Annotated in this window: 17 protein-coding genes; 10 read left to right on the top strand and 7 right to left on the bottom strand. The window is 68.2% G+C overall.

All coding sequences use genetic code 11. The features are described 5' to 3' along the window. The first annotated feature begins 22 nt into the window (after nucleotides 1–22). The 4 genes from IEZ09_RS25450 to IEZ09_RS25435 all read left to right on the top strand — a co-directional run bounded on the left by IEZ09_RS25450 (nucleotide 23) and on the right by IEZ09_RS25435 (nucleotide 3,835). Nucleotides 23–850, top strand: a complete 828-nt coding sequence (locus tag IEZ09_RS25450) for an NAD-dependent epimerase/dehydratase family protein (RefSeq protein WP_189256269.1) — start codon at nucleotides 23–25, stop codon at nucleotides 848–850. Then, nucleotides 847–2,352 carry an aldehyde dehydrogenase (NADP(+)) gene (locus IEZ09_RS25445; RefSeq protein WP_189256268.1) on the top strand — a complete coding sequence of 502 codons (1,506 nt, stop codon included), beginning with the start codon at nucleotides 847–849 and terminating at the stop codon, nucleotides 2,350–2,352. The genes IEZ09_RS25450 and IEZ09_RS25445 overlap by 4 nt, the downstream gene beginning before the upstream one ends. Before the next feature lie 88 nt (nucleotides 2,353–2,440). Next, the gene (locus IEZ09_RS25440) at nucleotides 2,441–2,809 is read left to right on the top strand and encodes a heavy metal-responsive transcriptional regulator (RefSeq protein WP_189256267.1); all 369 of its coding nucleotides are present in this window, start codon (nucleotides 2,441–2,443) and stop codon (nucleotides 2,807–2,809) included. A 216-nt stretch (nucleotides 2,810–3,025) separates the two neighbouring features. Continuing rightward, the gene (locus IEZ09_RS25435) at nucleotides 3,026–3,835 is read left to right on the top strand and encodes a radical SAM/SPASM domain-containing protein (protein ID WP_189256266.1); all 810 of its coding nucleotides are present in this window, start codon (nucleotides 3,026–3,028) and stop codon (nucleotides 3,833–3,835) included. On the opposite strand, the gene cpt is transcribed toward IEZ09_RS25435, so the two are convergent. The 3 genes from cpt to IEZ09_RS25420 form a co-directional block, all read right to left on the bottom strand. Then, nucleotides 3,832–4,377 (bottom strand): chloramphenicol phosphotransferase CPT, encoded by a 546-nt coding sequence (gene cpt / locus IEZ09_RS25430; RefSeq protein ID WP_229812947.1) that lies wholly within the window; start codon nucleotides 4,375–4,377, stop codon nucleotides 3,832–3,834. The genes IEZ09_RS25435 and cpt overlap by 4 nt on opposite strands. Nucleotides 4,378–4,628: 251 nt before the next feature. Further along, nucleotides 4,629–4,997 (bottom strand): hypothetical protein, encoded by a 369-nt coding sequence (locus tag IEZ09_RS25425; protein ID WP_229812946.1) that lies wholly within the window; start codon nucleotides 4,995–4,997, stop codon nucleotides 4,629–4,631. 123 nt (nucleotides 4,998–5,120) lie between these two features. After that, the gene (locus IEZ09_RS25420; protein ID WP_189256265.1) at nucleotides 5,121–6,440 is read right to left on the bottom strand and encodes a flavin-containing monooxygenase; all 1,320 of its coding nucleotides are present in this window, start codon (nucleotides 6,438–6,440) and stop codon (nucleotides 5,121–5,123) included. Between the two features lie 98 nt (nucleotides 6,441–6,538). On the opposite strand from IEZ09_RS25420, the gene IEZ09_RS25415 reads away from it, so the two are divergent. From IEZ09_RS25415 to IEZ09_RS25390, 6 genes are all read left to right on the top strand, one after another. Then, nucleotides 6,539–7,495, top strand: coding sequence for an ATP-binding cassette domain-containing protein (locus IEZ09_RS25415; RefSeq protein ID WP_189256264.1), 957 nt, complete (start codon nucleotides 6,539–6,541; stop codon nucleotides 7,493–7,495). Continuing rightward, a complete protein-coding gene (locus IEZ09_RS25410) occupies nucleotides 7,492–8,292 on the top strand; it encodes an ABC transporter permease (protein ID WP_189256263.1) in 801 nt (266 codons plus the stop codon). Before IEZ09_RS25415 ends, IEZ09_RS25410 begins: the two co-directional genes overlap by 4 nt. A 48-nt stretch (nucleotides 8,293–8,340) precedes the next feature. Then, nucleotides 8,341–9,024, top strand: a complete 684-nt coding sequence (locus tag IEZ09_RS25405; protein ID WP_189256262.1) for a hypothetical protein — start codon at nucleotides 8,341–8,343, stop codon at nucleotides 9,022–9,024. A 10-nt stretch (nucleotides 9,025–9,034) separates the two neighbouring features. After that, nucleotides 9,035–10,213, top strand: coding sequence for an RtcB family protein (locus IEZ09_RS25400; RefSeq protein WP_189256261.1), 1,179 nt, complete (start codon nucleotides 9,035–9,037; stop codon nucleotides 10,211–10,213). Between the two features lie 69 nt (nucleotides 10,214–10,282). After that, a complete protein-coding gene (locus tag IEZ09_RS25395; protein WP_189256260.1) occupies nucleotides 10,283–10,876 on the top strand; it encodes a hypothetical protein in 594 nt (197 codons plus the stop codon). Beyond that, complete coding sequence (locus IEZ09_RS25390) at nucleotides 10,869–11,354, top strand: hypothetical protein (RefSeq protein ID WP_189256259.1); 486 nt, start codon at nucleotides 10,869–10,871, stop codon at nucleotides 11,352–11,354. Before IEZ09_RS25395 ends, IEZ09_RS25390 begins: the two co-directional genes overlap by 8 nt. A 63-nt stretch (nucleotides 11,355–11,417) precedes the next feature. On the opposite strand, the gene IEZ09_RS25385 is transcribed toward IEZ09_RS25390, so the two are convergent. The 4 genes from IEZ09_RS25385 to IEZ09_RS25370 form a co-directional block, all read right to left on the bottom strand. Next, on the bottom strand, nucleotides 11,418–11,813 hold the full coding sequence (locus IEZ09_RS25385) for a hypothetical protein (protein WP_229812945.1): 396 nt from the start codon (nucleotides 11,811–11,813) through the stop codon (nucleotides 11,418–11,420). Nucleotides 11,814–12,145: 332 nt separating this feature from the next. After that, a complete protein-coding gene (locus IEZ09_RS25380; RefSeq protein WP_189256258.1) occupies nucleotides 12,146–12,913 on the bottom strand; it encodes a GntR family transcriptional regulator in 768 nt (255 codons plus the stop codon). A 31-nt stretch (nucleotides 12,914–12,944) separates the two neighbouring features. Then, nucleotides 12,945–13,778 (bottom strand): glutamate ABC transporter substrate-binding protein, encoded by an 834-nt coding sequence (locus IEZ09_RS25375; RefSeq protein ID WP_189256257.1) that lies wholly within the window; start codon nucleotides 13,776–13,778, stop codon nucleotides 12,945–12,947. Nucleotides 13,779–13,923: 145 nt separating this feature from the next. Next, on the bottom strand, nucleotides 13,924–16,548 hold the full coding sequence (locus IEZ09_RS25370) for a bifunctional acetate--CoA ligase family protein/GNAT family N-acetyltransferase (protein WP_189256256.1): 2,625 nt from the start codon (nucleotides 16,546–16,548) through the stop codon (nucleotides 13,924–13,926). Nucleotides 16,549–16,551: the final 3 nt, after the last annotated feature.

Here is a 16,551-nt window from a genome sequence, read left to right as displayed (position 1 = left end):
ACATGACGGAGGGGTCCAACCCGTGACCGCACGCATCCTGATCACCGGCGCCGGTGGCGGGGTGGGAACGCTCATGCGTTCTCGCCTCGCGGCGGAGGGCCGCGTCCTGCGGCTGCTGGACATCGCGGAGCTACCCGCGGCCGCCGACGGCGAGAGCGTCGAGCTCGTCCAGGCGTCGGTGACCGACATGGCCGCGATGGAAGCCGCGATGAAGGACGTCGACGCCGTGATCCACCTCGGCGGCCACAGCCTCGAGGAGGCGTGGGAGAAGATCCTCAGCGTCAACATCGACGGCACGCACACCGTGCTGGAAGCCGCACGGCGTCAGGGAGTTCGCCGCGTGATCCTGGCCAGCTCGAACCACGCCGTCGGGTACGTCGAGCGGGCCAACGGCGAGGCGGGTGACTACCTCTTCCCGCGTCCGGACACCTACTACGGCGTGTCGAAGGTGGCGCTGGAGGCGTTGGGGTCGCTGTACGCCGACCGCTACGGCATGGACGTGATCGCGATCCGCATCGGCTCGTGCTTCGAGAAGCCGCGCGACGTGCGGATGCTGTCGACGTGGATGTCGCCGGACGACGGCGCGCGCCTGTTCGAGGCGTGCCTTTCCGTCGCGTCACCGGGATTCCGGATCGTGTGGGGTGTTTCGAACAACAAGCGCGGCTGGTTCTCGCTGGACGAGGCCCGCGCGCTGGGTTACGAGCCGCAGGACGACTCCGAGGTGTACGCGGCCGAGGTGCTGGAGCAGCACGGCGGCGAGCTCGATCCCTCGTCGTACGCGGCGAAGTACGTGGGCGGGGCCTGGTGCGGCCCCGATTTCGACACGGCAGTCAAGGAGGCAGGGCGTTGAGCCACGTCGTTCAGGGATACAACCCGCGCACCGGTGAGCCGTTCGGCGAGCCGGTTGCGAAGACCCCCGACAGCGAGGTGGACCGGATCGCCTCCGCGGCGGCAGTCGCGTTCTCCGCGTGGTCGGTGGTTCCGGCGACGGATCGCGCCGTGGTGCTGGAGAAGGTCGCGGACGCGCTGGACGCCGAGTCGTCGTTGCTGGTCTCCACGGCCGACGGCGAGACGGCGCTCGGTGTGCCGCGGCTGACGACGGAGCTGAAGCGCACGACGAACCAGCTGCGGCTGTTCGCGGAGGTGTTGCGCGAGGGCAGCTACGTCGAGGCCACTTTGGACTCGGCGAACCCCGACATCATCCCGCCGCGGCCCGTGCTGCGGCGCGTTCTCCGTCCACTCGGGACGGTCGCGGTGTTCTCCGCGTCGAACTTCCCGTTCGCGTTCTCGGTGGCCGGTGGTGACACGGCGTCCGCGCTGGCGTCCGGTTGTTCCGTTGTGGTGAAGGCACATTCGGCGCACCCGTCGACGTCGCGCGAGACCGCGCGGGTCGTCGTGGACGCTTTGCGGGACGCCGGTGCGCCCGAGGGCGTGTTCGGCATCGTGTACGGCACCGAGGCCGGTGTGGCACTGGTGAAGCACCCGGCGGTGCGTGCGGTCGGCTTCACCGGGTCGACCGGTGGTGGCCGGGCGCTGTTCGACCTGGCGCAGGGCCGGCCGGACCCGATCCCGTTCTACGGCGAGCTGGGCAGCGTGAACCCGACGGTGATCCTGCCGGGTGCGGCGGAGCGCGAGGACATCGCCGCCGGGTTCGCGCAGTCGCTGACGATGGGCGTCGGTCAGTTCTGCACGAACCCCGGCCTGGTGTTCGCGCCGGAGTCGATCGTGCCCGCGCTGGGCGAGGCGGTCGCGGCGTCCTCCGGTGGCGCGATGCTGAACGAGCGGATGTGCGACTCCTACAAGTCGGGCACGGACGCGCTCGCCGCGTCGGACCTCGTGTCCGTGGTGTCGACGGGTACGCGCCCGGACGAGGCGTGGGCGGTGGCGCCGCTGCTGTTCAGCACGTCGGTGAAGACGTTCGAGGAGAACCTCGAGAAGCTGACCGAGGAGCACTTCGGCCCCGCGGCGCTGATCGTGACGTACTCGTCGCCGTCCGAGCTGCACTCGGTGCTGGCGAAGCTGCCGGGCACGCTGACCGGCACGGTGCACGCGGCCGAGTCGGACCACGCGGAAGCCGGGAAGATCGCGGAGATCCTGCGGCGCGTCGCGGGCCGGTTGATCTTCAACGCCTGGCCGACCGGTGTCGCGGTGGCGTGGGGCCAGCACCACGGTGGCCCGTGGCCGGCGACGACGAACCCGCTGCACACGTCGGTGGGCGCGACGTCGATCCGCCGCTGGATCGCCCCGGTGACGTACCAGTCGTGGCCGGACTCGTTGCTGCCCCCGGAGCTGCAGGACGCGAACCCGCTGGGCATTCCGCGCCGGGTGGACGGTGTGCTGGGCGTGCACTGATCGAGTTCGTCGAGAGCGGGGCTGCCGGCATCGGCGGCCCCGCTTTTGCTTGACCTTGGAGTGCACTCACAGGTTTAGCGTGGAGTGCATGAGAGTCGCCGAGCTCGCACGCCAGGTCGGGGTCCGTCCCGACACGGTGCGGTACTACGAGCGCGCGGGCCTGCTGGCACCGCCGCCGCGCACGTCGTCGGGGTACCGGCAGTACCCGGACTCGGCCGCCGACCGGATCCGGTTCATCCGCGACTGCCAGCGCCTGGGCCTGACGTTGCGCGAGATCTCGTCGTTGCTCGCCGTGCGCGACACCGGCGAGTGCCCGTGCGAACCGGCCGGGGAGCTGCTCCAGCGGCACATCGCCGAGATCGACGCGGAGATGGCCCGGCTCGCGCGACTCCGTTCGGACCTGGTGGACATGGTCGCGGCCGACTGTCCACCGTGGTGCCCGCCGGAGGGGAGGTGATCGGGATGGGAGACGACTGCTGCACCGGTTGCGACTGCTGCTGACCGACGGTTGATCAGCCGATCAGCACCAATCCGGCGAGGCGCCCGCCGGATTCGTGTCGGAAACATGTCATCCGTCCAACATCAGCCCGATGTTTCAGTGAATTCGACAGCTCCATTCGCGACTCGCCGGGGCAAGATGGTTGTCGTACGGCGACGTCCAGGGGAGCGGGACATGACCGACCTGCGTTTCGCATGGCTCGAGATCACCGGCAAATGCCAGCTGAGCTGTACGCACTGCTACGCGGACTCCGGACCGCGCGGCACACATGGCTCGATGAGAACACGGGATTGGTCACGGACCATCTCCCAGCTCGCCGAACTCGGCGCGCACTCGGTTCAGTTCATCGGCGGCGAACCGACATTGCATCCCGATTTGCCCTCACTGGTGGATCACGCCCTCGATGCCGGACTTTCCGTCGAGGTCTTCACGAATCTCGTCGACATCGGCCCGCGCCTCTGGGACACCTTCTCCCGTCCCGGCGTGCGCCTGGCGACGAGCTACTACTCGGACACCGCGTCCCAGCACGACGCCATCACCCGCCGCCGTGGCAGCTACGCACGCACCAGGGCCAACATCGCCGAGGCCCGCACGCGCGACATCCCGCTGCGCGCCGGTGTCATCGACGTCAGCTCGTCGACCATGATCGGCCGACAGCGCACCCGCGCCGCCCGTGACGAACTCTCGCGCCTCGGCGTCACCCGCATCGGCACCGATCGCGTGCGCGCCGTCGGCCGGGGCGCAAACGCTTCACCGGCCCCTGACCAGCTGTGCGGTCGTTGCGGCCACGGCGCCGTGGCGATCTCCGCTACGGGCGAAGTCTGGCCGTGCGTGTTCGCCCGATCGGTGTCGCTGGGCAATGTATTGGATACGGATCTCTCGACGATCCTGTCGAAGGTGACGGTCGCTGTTCCGGCCTCGGGCAAGTCCTGCTGGCCTCAGGGCGGCGGCTCGTGCGCCCCGAACGACCCACCGCGCCCTTAGTCGCTCTTGATCCGCTCGGCGATGACGTTGGCACACTCGATCGCCTCGGCACGCGTCGTGTCGACCTCGATGTCGTAGCTCATCCCCCGATGCACCAGCTCGGCCTGCGCCGCCGCCATCCCGGCAACCCGATCCCCGCGCGCAAGCTCCCGCCCGGCGGCCACGGCAGCGTCACACCGCACACCCACCCACAGCACCTCGAGCCCGTCCAGCACCTTCTCCCACCGCTGCCGCGATTCGGTCCCGCCGAGGAACACGTCGTCCACGATGACCCGCGCCCCGGCGTGCACCATCGCGGCAACCCCCTGCATCCACGCGTCCTCGAGCAGCCGGAACTCCGCCCCGATGGTGATCTCCCCGTCGTCGGCGAACCCGATCCCCTCGGCCCCGAGCTGCAACCGCGGCGGCATCACATCGATCAACGTGTCGACCCCGATCGCCAGCCACGCCTCGGGCAACACGGCCTGCAGACACCGCGCGATCCCCGACTTGCCGGAGCTGGACCCACCGTTGAGAACGATCACCCGCACACTCGACGCCACGCCCGCAACGTACCCCGCCCCGCTCACCCGTCATGCCCGAATTCTCCGCCGCCCTCGCACCCCCACGCGCAGAACCCCAACCGCTGATCACCCCTAGCAATGAGTCTTTTGCGGACGTCGTCAAAAGACTCATTGCTAGGCCGCAGCTCACGGCCCTGGGCCGCTGATATATCGCCACACCCGGCGCGCGCGGATGCAAAACACGTTTGCGGGCGTCGTCAAAAGAGTCGTTGCAAAGGTCAACACGCGGGTCAGCCGAGCCGGACGTGGCGCAGCGTGGTGGCGTACCGGCGCAACTTGGCGAGCACCGGGCCGTCGGTGTTCGGCGTGATCGGCAGCCCGACCGAATGAGCGATGGTGTCGGCGACCTGTGCGACCGTCCGGTGGTCGGTCACGATGTGCTCGCCGAACTCCGGTTCGCGGAGCCGGGTCAAACAGTGGTCGATCCGGTCGACCGCCCAGCGCTCGCGTTTCAGACCGGGCCACAATCCGCGGTTGTACAGCCGCCTCAGCACGGTGACGGGCTCGGCCAGCAGCGCGAAGTGGTGCACCTGGTGCCCGTCGTCGCGCAGCCTGCCGACGATGTCCGCGCAACGCCAGGTCCAGCATCGAGTGCACACCGTGCCGCCACGCCGGGAGGTCCTGGAAGTCACCGCGCAGGGCCGGCGCCGATGGAGTTCGAAGGCTGTCGCGGTCTTCCCGCCGCCGAACGGGCGTTGATCCAGATCAGCACCCCGCCGACGCTAGCGACGAGCGGCGCCGGCCCGCCGTTCCTCCGCGAGCTCCCGCTGATACCCGAGGAAGTCGACCTCCAGCGTGTGCCGCTTCGACTTCACGTACCGGCTTCGCAGCGACGCCCGGTAGGCGGTGATCTCCGCCTTCATCTCCGGCACCGGCGGCAGCACCGCGCGCCCGGACACGAGGTCGGCGATCCACTCGGCCTGGGCCTCGGCGAGAGGCATGATCGCCCCGAGCGGCTGGATCAACCCGAGGAAGTACAGCCCGGGATGCGCCGGATCGACGACCCGCCGGTAGAGCGCCACCTCGTTGTCCGGCGACGACACCGCGGAGAACTCGGCCGGGTCCAGGAACGGGAAGTCGACCTTGTACCCGGTGCAGTAGACGATGATGTCGACGTCCTCACGGCTGCCATCAGCGAAAACAACCCCGGATCCGTCCAGCCGGGCGATGTTCGGCTTCACCGTGATGTCGCCGTGCCCGAGCCGGGTCAGCAGGTCGTCGGACACGGTCGGGTGCGCCGCCAGGATGCCGTGCGAAGGCTCGGGCAACCCGTAGTCGGAGAGCTTGCCGCGCGCCAGCCGCAGCATCGCGCGCAGAGACAGCGCCTGCAGCCACGCAGGCGCGTACCGGGCGAGCGGCGAGGTCGTCAGGTGATCGGTCGGCATCCCGAACAGGTACTTCGGCATGATGTGCGCTCCGCGCCGCATCGCCAGAAACGTCCGGGCGGAGACGCGGGACGACTCGACCGCGATGTCGCACGCCGAATTTCCGATGCCGAGAACCAGCACCTTCTTGTCCGCGAAACGCTCCGGCGTCTTGTAGAAGTGCGCGTGCAGCTCCTCGCCGTCGAACGTTCCGGGAAACGCGGGTTCCGGCATCCGCGGCGACCAGTGGTGCCCGTTGGCGACGATTACTGAACGATAAGTTCCCGAAACCTCCTCCCCCGTGTCGCGATCGCGAGTCGTGACCGAATAGCCACCTGACGCGACAGAAACCGAGACGACTTCGGTCCGGAATCGGATGCGGTCGCGGAATCCGTGGTGCTTCACGAAGTCGTCGAAGTACTCGGCGATCTGGAAGTGCGACGGATAGGCCGGGAGGTGCGCGGGCATCGGGAAGGACTTGAACTCCATCATCTGCCGCGAGGTGTTGATGTGGAGCGACCGGTAGGCCGAGGACATGCCGTTGTCGTTGAGGTAGCGCCAGTTGCCGCCGACCTCGGATCCCGCCTCGAAGCAGTCGTACTCGATGCCGCGGGCACTGAGCACCTGACATGCGGCGATGCCAGAAGAGCCTGCCCCGATGACGCACACGCGGTCCATGACCCTGAAGTATTTTCACGTTCAAACCGGCTGTCAATCACCGATGCACGGACCGAAAACCGGACGAAATTGTCAGACCGGGAGGACATGATGCCCGCATGACAGACGCGATCGTGGCCGAAGGCCTGGTCAAACGCTACGGGTCGGTCGTCGCACTCAACGGCCTGGACCTCACCGTCCCCGAAGGCACCATCATGGGTCTGCTCGGCCCCAACGGCGCAGGCAAGACCACGGCGGTGCGGGTGTTCACCACCCTGCTCGAACCCGACGAGGGGTCGGCGCGCGTCGCCGGGCTCGACGTGCGCACGCAGGCGGACGCCCTCCGCACGAGCATCGGTCTCTCCGGCCAGTACGCCGCGGTCGACGACAATCTCACCGGGTTCGAGAACCTCGACATGGTCGGCCGCCTCTACCACCTCGGGCGCGCCCGCAGCCGCGAACGTGCCCGCGAGCTGCTCGAACGGTTCGACCTCGTCGACGCCGCCGACCGCCCGGTGAAGGGGTATTCCGGCGGTATGCGCCGCCGGCTCGACCTCGCCGGCGCGCTCGTCGCGAAGCCGAGCGTCCTGTTCCTCGACGAACCCACGACCGGCCTCGACCCGAGGTCACGCCTCGGTATGTGGGACGTGATCGAGGAGCTCGTCAAAGGCGGCACCACCCTCCTGCTCACCACCCAGTACCTCGAGGAGGCCGACCGCCTCGCCGATCAGATCGCCGTCATCGACCACGGCAAAGTGATCGCCGAAGGCACAGCCGACCAGCTGAAGGACCAGGTCGGCGGTGAACGCCTCGAACTCTCCGTCGCCACGTCGGCGGAGCTCACCACGGCGAAGTCAGCGCTCGCCGACCTCGCCGTCGGCCCGATGGAGTCCGACGAACGCCAGCACCACCTCACCGTGCCGGTTGCAGGCGGGTCCGCGGTGCTGATGGAGGCGATCCGGCGCATGGACGCCGAGTCGGTGAAGGTCCTCGACGTCGGTCTGCGCCGGCCGACGCTCGACGACGTGTTCCTGACGCTGACCGGACACCACGCCGAGGGGGAGGACGAGAAGTGAAGCTGCTGCAAGCACTCGCCGACGGTTCCGTCGTCGCCAAGCGGAACCTCATCAAGATCAAGCGCGTGCCGGACCTGCTGGTGTTCTCCACCGCGGCGCCGATCATGTTCGTGCTGCTGTTCGCCTACGTCTTCGGCGGCTCGATCGAGATCCCCGGCATGGACTACCGCGAGTTCCTCATGGCCGGGATCTTCGCGCAGACAGTGCTGTTCGGCGCCACCATCACCGGCAGCGGCCTCGCCGAGGACATCACGAAGGGCATCATCGACAGGTTCCGCTCGCTGCCGATGGCGCGCTCGGCCGTCCTGGTCGGCCGCACCACGTCCGACCTGGTCAACAACGCGCTGGTGATCGTCATCATGATGATCACCGGCCTGATCGTCGGCTGGCGCATCCACTCCTCGCCGCTCGAGGCACTCGCCGCGGTCGGGATCCTGCTGCTGTTCGCCTACGCGTTCTCCTGGGCGATGGCGTGGATCGGGTTGTTGGTGCGCAGTCCCGAGGTGTTCAACAACGCGAGCTTCATCTTCATCTTCCCCATCACCTACATCGCGAACACGTTCGTGCAGTCGGAGAAGCTGCCGTCGGTGCTGCGCCACATCGCCGAGTGGAACCCGGTGTCGGCGGTGACGCTGGCCGCCCGCGAGCTCTTCGGCAACACCTCTCCCCTGCAGACACCGCCGGACGTGTGGCCGCTGCAGCACCCCGTGCTCGCATCACTCGGCTGGGTGGTGATCTTCCTGTTGATCTTCGTACCGCTGGCCAACTACCAGTACAAACGCGCCGTGGCCCGCTGAACGGAATTGGGCGTGCCCCGCGAACCCGGTGCCAATACGTTGTGCCGCATGCGAAAGCTTCTCGTGGCAGTCACGTCGGTATTGGCGATCACGGTCTCGACGGGCACGGCGGCGGGCGCACCGCTGCCGTGCCCGGAGATCTTCGCGACCAACAACACGGCGATCATCACGGATCCCGACGACCCGCGGCTCAAGGACAAGCTGGTCGAGTTCGACCGCGAGGTGCGCGGCATCGTGCTCGCCAACGGCGGCGTCACCACCCGCTCCACGCTGCTCGACGGCGTGTTCTGGTCGAGCGACCTGCAGCAGACGACGTTCGAGCGCTCCCGCAAGTTCGACGTCACGCTCAACGAGGAAAGCCTGCGCCACACGGCTTCGACGATCAGCAAGCAGTTCCGGCAGGAGTCGGTGCTGACGTTCCGCTTCCTGCCCGCGAACTCGCCGAAGGTCGACGCCGTCCAGGTCGAGATCGACGGCATCACCGCGCAGCAGGTCCGCGACGGCCTCCTCGAGGACGCGGTCGCGCGCGAGAAGCTCGGCGGCGGCAGCGTCACGTTGCGGAACAAGGCGATCCTCATCGCGGACGTCGACGACCTGCCGACGGTGCGCGCGTTCGTCACCAACCTCGGCGGCGACATGAGCAAGGCGAAGGTGCGCAGGGGCGCATGGGAGTTCGTGAGCGCCGAGACTCCCCGCGAAACTCCTTTGTGGATCACGCAAAGCGCCGCCTAACCTCGTAGTCATGGCAGCAACCGTCGTCCGCGGCCAGAACGTGGACATCCGCATGTGGACTCGGCCCGACGAGGTCGAGGAGTTCGCCATGCGGCAGCTTCAGAACATCTCCGCGCTGCCGTGGGCCGTCAAGCACATCGCGGTCATGCCCGACGTGCACTACGGAAAGGGCGCCACGGTGGGCTCGGTGATCGCGCTGCGCGACGCCGTCTCCCCCGCGGCCGTCGGCGTCGACATCGGCTGCGGCATGACCGCCCTGCGCACGTCGCTCACCGCGAGCGATCTGCCGGCGACGTTGCGCGGTCTGCGATCCCGCATGGAAGCCGCCGTGCCCGTCGGTTTCGCTCAGCACAAGGCGACGGCGTTCACCGAGAAGGACGCGTCCGACTGGACGTCGTTCTGGAAGCGTTTCGAGGACCTGACGCCGGCCGTGAAGGCGCGCGCCGACAAGGCGATGCACCAGATGGGCACGCTCGGCGGCGGCAACCACTTCCTCGAGGTCTGCCTGGACACCGACCAGCGCGTGTGGGTCATGCTGCACTCCGGGTCGCGCGGTATCGGCAACGAGCTGGCGCAGCACCACATCTCGGTGGCGCGCACGCTCGCGCACAACGCCGAGCTGCCGGACCCGGACCTCGCCGTGTTCCTCTCGGGCACGCCCGAGATGGCGGCGTACCGGCACGACCTGTACTGGGCGCAGGACTACGCACGGCGTAACCGCGCGGTCATGCTGCGTTTGGTGTGCGACGTGCTGCGTGTGGAGTTCCCGCACATCCAGTTCGAGGAGCCGATCTCCTGTCACCACAACTACGTTGCGGAGGAGACGCACTTCGGTGAGGACGTGCTGGTGACCCGCAAGGGCGCGATCCGGGCGGGACGTGGCGAGCTGGGCATCATCCCGGGCTCGATGGGCACCGGCTCGTACATCGTGCGCGGGCTCGGCAACCCGGACTCGTTCGAGTCGGCGTCGCACGGCGCCGGCCGGAAGATGTCGCGCACCAAGGCCCGCAAGACGTTCACCGAGCAGGATCTCGCCGCCCAGACAAGTGGTGTCGAGTGCCGCAAGGACTCCGGTGTGGTGGACGAGATCCCGGCCGCCTACAAGGACATCGACACCGTGATGGCGAACCAGTCCGACCTGGTCGAGGTGGTCGCCAAGCTCAAGCAGGTGGTTTGTATCAAGGGTTGATGTTTCCCGATCTGAGCACGGGGCAAGCCTCCAGGACAGCAGAGATTTTGCCTGTCTTGGAGGGTTTCCATGTCAACGGGCGCCATCATCGGTCTGGTGGTCGCGGTTCTCGTGGTGCTGGTTGTCCTCGTGTTCGTGGTGAGGCCCGCCATGCAGCGCAAGAGGCTGCGCGACCGCTTCGGCCCCGAGTACGACCGCGCGGTCTCCCACAGCGACAGCAGAACCGCGGCGGAGAAGGAGCTCGCGGAGCGGGAGCACCGCCACAGCGAGTTCGACCTGAAGCCGCTTTCCCCTTCGGCACAAGAGAGTTACCGGCGGCACTGGGCGGGTGTGCAGGCGAAGTTCGTGGATTCGCCGGACAAGGCGATCGCGGACGCCGACCGGTTGGTCACGGATCTGATGGCCGAACGCGGCTATCCCACTGAGGGTTACGAGGCGCAACTCAGCGTCCTGTCCGTGGAACACGCCCGGACCCTCGAGCACTACCGCAAGGCGCACGACATCTCGGAACGCCAGGAGATCGGCGAGGCGAGCACCGAGGACCTGCGCACCGCGATGGTGCACTACCGCGAGCTGTTCACCGACCTGCTCGAGCGCGGTGCGGCTCCCGACAAGGACCGTGAGGCCGCACGGAAGGAACGGAAGGAGAAGACGGATGTCTGAGGCACCTGTGAGGAAGGCTCCGGTGACGAACGACCCCGCGTCGGCTCCACCGCAGCCTCAGCAGCGGCAGGGTGAGCACGACCAGCGTCAGGACGTCCGCCAGGACGTGCGGCAGGACCCGCGCCAGGAACAGCGCCAGGAACAGCAGCCGATTCCCTCGCAGCACCAGCAGCAGGAACGGCAGGTCCCCGCGCAACACCAGCAGCAGGAACGACAGGAACGACAGGAGCGGCAGGAACGACCGGCCGGGCGGCTCGAGGACGAGTGGCAGGCCGTGCAGTACGAGTTCGTCGACGACCCGAAAGCGGCCGTCCGCAAGGCAGACGACCTCGTGACGCGGGCGATCGAGGAACTCACCGCCCGTCACCGTTCACTCGCGAAGCAGCTCGAGGGAAACGGTGATCCGCAGACCGAGGACTTGCGACTGGCTCTCCACCGCTATCGGGAACTCTTCAAGACACTCGTTGCCGCGAAGTGAGTTGGAAGCCCCGGCGCCGTGGCCGTAACAGGTGGCGGCGCCGGCAGGCATGTCCGGGCCCGATCAGCTGGGCAGCTCGCGGATCTCCATCTCCAGCACGTCGATCTCGTCGCTGATGGCCTCGTCGAGCATGTCGTCCAGCAACTTGCGGCACTCCGCCGATCCGCAGCGCGGCAGCCCCGCACCGAACCTCGGCACCTGCTCCCACCACACCGCCGGGTTGTTCCAGAAGGAACCGGACCCCTGGTCGACACCTTCGAGGCAACGCAGCCTCTGATCGCTCGCCGGAAGAGCTCGCACGAACTCGATGAACAGCGCGAGTGCGTCGGGATTGCTCACCGGGACCGCGCCGTAGCCGCGCAGACAGTCCTCGAGTTCAGCGAGGAACTCCGCCTTGAAGGACACGGCACACCCCCGCTCCTCCGCACCGTTGCGGACATCCAGAGTTCGTACCGTCAACAGTACCTCCGCGACTTGTCCGGGAAACGAGTGCGAACGGGCGGTATCTTCCCGCGCGGGAACGGGATCCGGTGACCGGCAGTCACTTCGCGGATCCGCTGCGCACCCTCGTGCGTGACGTGTCGAGACACGAGGAAACCGTTGTCCAGCTTGACGATCTGGCCCTCGACCAGCTCGTCGGCCGGGCCGGCGCCTGGCAGGCCGCTCGCGCCTGGCCGGACGAGCGTCAGCCTCCCGGACGCGCACGGGAAGTCACTCAAAGTGCACGATGTGTCCGTTGGGGCCCGAAAGATGAGCCTTCGCCGGTTGCTCCACTTTGGACGGACGGCGCGCTAGCGGTCTGCGTGCAGCCGTGCGACGAAGCTGAACCGATCGCCCCGGTACAGCGATCGGGCGCGTTCGATCGGGTGGCCGTCGACGTCGTAGGAGACGCGGTGCAGCAGCAACATCGGCAGTGCCGGGTTCGTGCCGATCAGCAGTGCTTCGCGGGGCGTGGCGAGCACCGTCTCGACGCGCTCCTCCGCCTCGGCGAAGCGCACGCCGAGCCGTTCGGTGAGACACGCGTAGAGCGATCCGGCGGGGTCTAGCTTGTCCATCAGATCCGGGAAGCGGCGGCTGCTCAGATACGTCGATTCGAGGCCGATGCGTTCGTCGTCGGCGAGCAGGACCCGTTCGAGGTGCACGACCGGGTCGCCCGGCTCGAGCATCAGGTCGCGGGAGAGACCGTCGTCGGCGGTGATCTCCTCGATCGTGATCACCGTGCGGGTCGGCTCGACGCCCTGACGGCGCATGCCCTCGGTGTAGCTGACCAGCGACAGGGGCTGGACGAGCTTGGGTGGCGCGACGAACGTGCCGCTGCCCTGGCGGCGGATGAGCTTGCCTTCGAGCACCAGTTCGCTGACGGCCTGGCGGAGCGTGACGCGCGACACGGAGAACCGTTCGGCGAGCTCGCGTTCGGACGGCAGGACGGTGCCTTCTCCGAGGGTCTCGACGAGGTCGAAGAGTTCGGCCTTGACCGCGTAGTAACGCGGGACTCGGCCGTGTTCGGGAATGCCCGCGCGAACGGGGCGATCAGCACGGTGCGGCGGGACGCGGTTCACGTGGCGTGAGCATACGTCACCTTCTGTGTGATCAGGGCGCCAGCTTCGGCGGGTCGGGGATCTTGTAGCCGGAAGATCCGATGTTGACCTCCAGCGACTTGCGCCAGGCGCCCGAGTCGATCATCTTCTGCAGCGCCGCCTGGACCTTCGCCTTGCTGGTGGGATCGTTGCGGCGCAGGCCGACGCCGTACTCCTCCTTGCTGAACGGGTCGCCGACGACCCGCAGGAGTTCCGGATTCTGGGCGGCGTAACCGGCGAGCAGGACGTCGTCGGTGGTGACGGCGTCGACGTTCTCCGCGAGCAGGGCCGTGACGCAGTCGCTGAACTTCGCGTACTCGACCATCTTCACATCGTTCGCGAACTGGTCGCGCACGTACGCGGCGGACGTGGAACCGGCGGTGGAGCACAGACGGAGGCTGGCGTTGAGGGACTTCGGGCCCTCGATGCGGCTCTCGTTCATGCGCACCAGCAGGTCCTGACCGGCGACGAAGTACGGGCCGACGAAGTCGACGAGCTCCTTGCGCTTGTCCGTGATCGAGTAGGTGGAGACGACCATGTCGGCCTCACCGCTGGTCAGCAGCGTCTCCCGGTTGCCGGGCTGCGCTTCCTTCCAGACGATGTTCTGCTCCTTGACGCCCAGCTCGTTCGCGATGAACTTGGCGACGTCGACGTCGAAACCGCGGTAGGTGCCGTCGAGCCTGCGCACCGCGAGACCCGGCTGGTCGTACGACACGGCGATGGTCATGCGGTCGTTCGCGCTGACCTTTCCCACCATGGTGGACTCGTCGCCACCCGCGCACGAGGCGAGGAGAAGCACGGCCGCACATGTTGTCGCTACCAGTCGGAGGAGCGCTCTCGGCGTCATTCGTCCCTCTTACAGCGTTATTCCACGGGCATGCGCCGATGCACCTTGGCAGCGTTGCTCGGCGATTCCGGAAACCTAGGCGGCGATCCGGCGCATGTCCATACCTCGGAGCGAATGAGACATCGGAATCGTTGCGGTGCCCAGGTCAGCGCAAGCGGCGTGGACCGACGTCGTGCAGCGACGGAGGTGGGCCGATGACAATGCGCGCGCTGCTGACGAAAGCCCCTGCGGCAGAAGCAAGAACGGGTTCGAGTTTGAGCGAGCGCACCTCCGGTAGGTCCTCCGCCAATGCGGCCAAACGGAGTACCAGGTCCTGAAGTGCTTTCAGGTCCGCGGGTTCGTCGCCGCGGTAACCGGTGAGCAGCGGCGCGGCTTTCGGCGCGGCAACGAGTTCCGCGGCGTCGGTGTCGGTGAGGGGTACCGCCCGGTAGGCGCGGTCGCCGAGGAGATCGCTGACGAGGCCCGACAGTCCGAACCAGACCAACGTGCCGAAGCTCGGGTCGTCCTGCAGGCCGAGAACGCAGCTCACTCCCTTGGGCGCCATGCGTTGCACGTACACGTCCGGTTTGCCGCTCAGCGCGGCGAGGTCGTGGTAGGCCGCCTTGACCGATTCCTGTTGCGCGATGTCGAGCCGCACACCGACGAGATCGGTGCGGTGGCGGAGCCGTTCACTGGTGGCCTTCATCGCGACCGGGTAGCCGAGTTCGTCGGCGGCTTCCGCTGCTTCCTCGGCGCTGTGGGCGATGCGGAACGGGACGACGTCGATGCCGTAACAGTTCAGGAGTTCCACAGCTTTGTCGTCGTCCAGCAGGCTTTCCGTCTCAGTGTTGTCCACAATGGACCTCGCTCGTCCGGCGTCGATGCCTTCGGGGCGGGTGAAGTGGCCCTGGGGTGCGGCGCGCCAGCGGGCGTAGCGGATCACGCGGGCCAGCGCGAGGACGGCGCGTTCCGGGCTCGCGTAGCTGGGGACGGAGCCTTTGCCGGGAACCCTCAGCTCCTCCGGAATTCCTTCGACCGCGAGGAACGTGGAGACGATGGGCTTCGCGCTGTGCACGGCCTCCTTGAGGGCGCGGGCATAGGCCGTGCCGGGGACGGCGATCGGTGGGACGAAGACGACGACGAGGGCGTCGGTGTCGGGACGGTTGAGCGCTTCCTGGACGGCCTTGGCGAATTCCTCCGGCGTGGCCTGGGCGCCGACGTCGACGGGGTCGCCCGCGAGCTCGAGGTCCTGGGCGAGCAGCGTGTCGGCGGCGAGCAGGCCGATGGCGGTGGAGTTGCCGACGACGGCGACGCGCTTGCCCTTGGGCAGCGGCTGGTGGGCCAGCAGGAGCGCGGTGTCGAACATCTGGGCCAGCGAGTCGACCCTGATCACGCCGGCCTGCTCGAACAACGCCTGAACGCTCGCCTCGTCGACCTTCGTGCCGGTGGCGGCGAGGCCGGGGACGACGGCGTGCCGTCCCGACTTCACCGCGACGATGGGCTTGGTGCGGCCGAGCCGTCGCGCGAGCCTCGCGAACTTGCGCGGGTTGCCGAACGACTCCAGGTAGAGCAGCACGACGTCGGTGGCCGGGTCGGTCTCCCAGTACTGCAGCAGGTCGTTGCCGGAGACGTCGGCGCGGTTGCCCGCCGAGACGAACGTGGACAGGCCGAGGCCCCAGCCCGCGGCGTTGGCGAGGATGGCCGTGCCGAGGGCGCCTGACTGGCAGAAGAAGCCCGCACGGCCGCGTGCCGGAAGCTTCGGGGCGAGGCTCGCGTTGAGCCTGACCTTGGGGTCGAGGTTGAGCACGCCCAGGGCGTTCGGGCCGACGACACGCATGCCGTGCGCTCTCGCCTCGGCCGCGAGCCTGCGTTCGGCAGACAGACCGTCGGGCCCCGTCTCGCCGTAGCCGGAGCTGACGACGACGAGCGCCTTCACGCCCTTGGCGAGACATGCGTCCATGACCTCGTCGACGCTGGCCGCGGGCACGGCGACGACGGCGAGGTCGACGTCGTCGGGGATGTCCAGCACGGTCGGGTACGCCCGGACGCCCCGGACGGCGCGGTGCTCGGCGTTGACCGGGTAGACGGGCCCGTTGAAGTCGGCTTCGAGGAGGTTCTTGAGGACCGCGTGCCCGATCTTGGTCGGGTCCGTGGAGGCGCCGATGACCGCGACCGACCTCGGATGCAGCAGGTTGTGCACGCTGCGGGCCTCGGCGGCCTGCTCGCGGGCCCTGGCTACGGCGACGGACTCGTCGGTGGGGTCGATCGCGAACTCCAGGTGCAGGACCCCCTCCTCGAACGCCCTGCTGACCTGGTAGCCGGCGTCGCGGAACACCCGGACCATCTGCCCGTTCTCGGCCAGCACCTCGGCCTCGAACCGCGTGAGCCCGACCTCCCTGGCGGCCGCGGCGAGGTGTTCGAGCAGGATGCTGCCCAGCCCGCGTCCCTGGTGCCCGTCCTCGACGACGAACGCGACCTCGGCCGACTCACCGCCGTGCAACCGGTCGAACCGGCCGACCGCGACGATGTCGTCGCCGAGCAGCGCGATGAGCGCCACCCGGTCGTGGTGGTCGACCGTGCTGAACCGTTCGAGGTCCCTCTGCGGGATCCGTGGGTACGGACCGAAGTAGCGGAAATACCGCGTTCGTTCGGAGAGTCTCCCGTGGAACTCCCTGAGCTTCTCGCCGTCGTCGGGCGTGATCGGTCGCAGGTGGACGGTGCCGCCGTCGCTGAGGACGACGTCCGCCTCCCAGTGCCGCGGGAAGTCGAACGGATCTCTGGCAGCGCCCACTGG

This window comes from Lentzea flava, from assembly GCF_014648475.1.
Classification (GTDB): Bacteria; Actinomycetota; Actinomycetes; order Mycobacteriales; family Pseudonocardiaceae; genus Lentzea; species Lentzea flava.
Note: the sequence above shows the minus strand (reverse complement) of the source record. Positions and strands in the feature narration are given on the sequence as shown.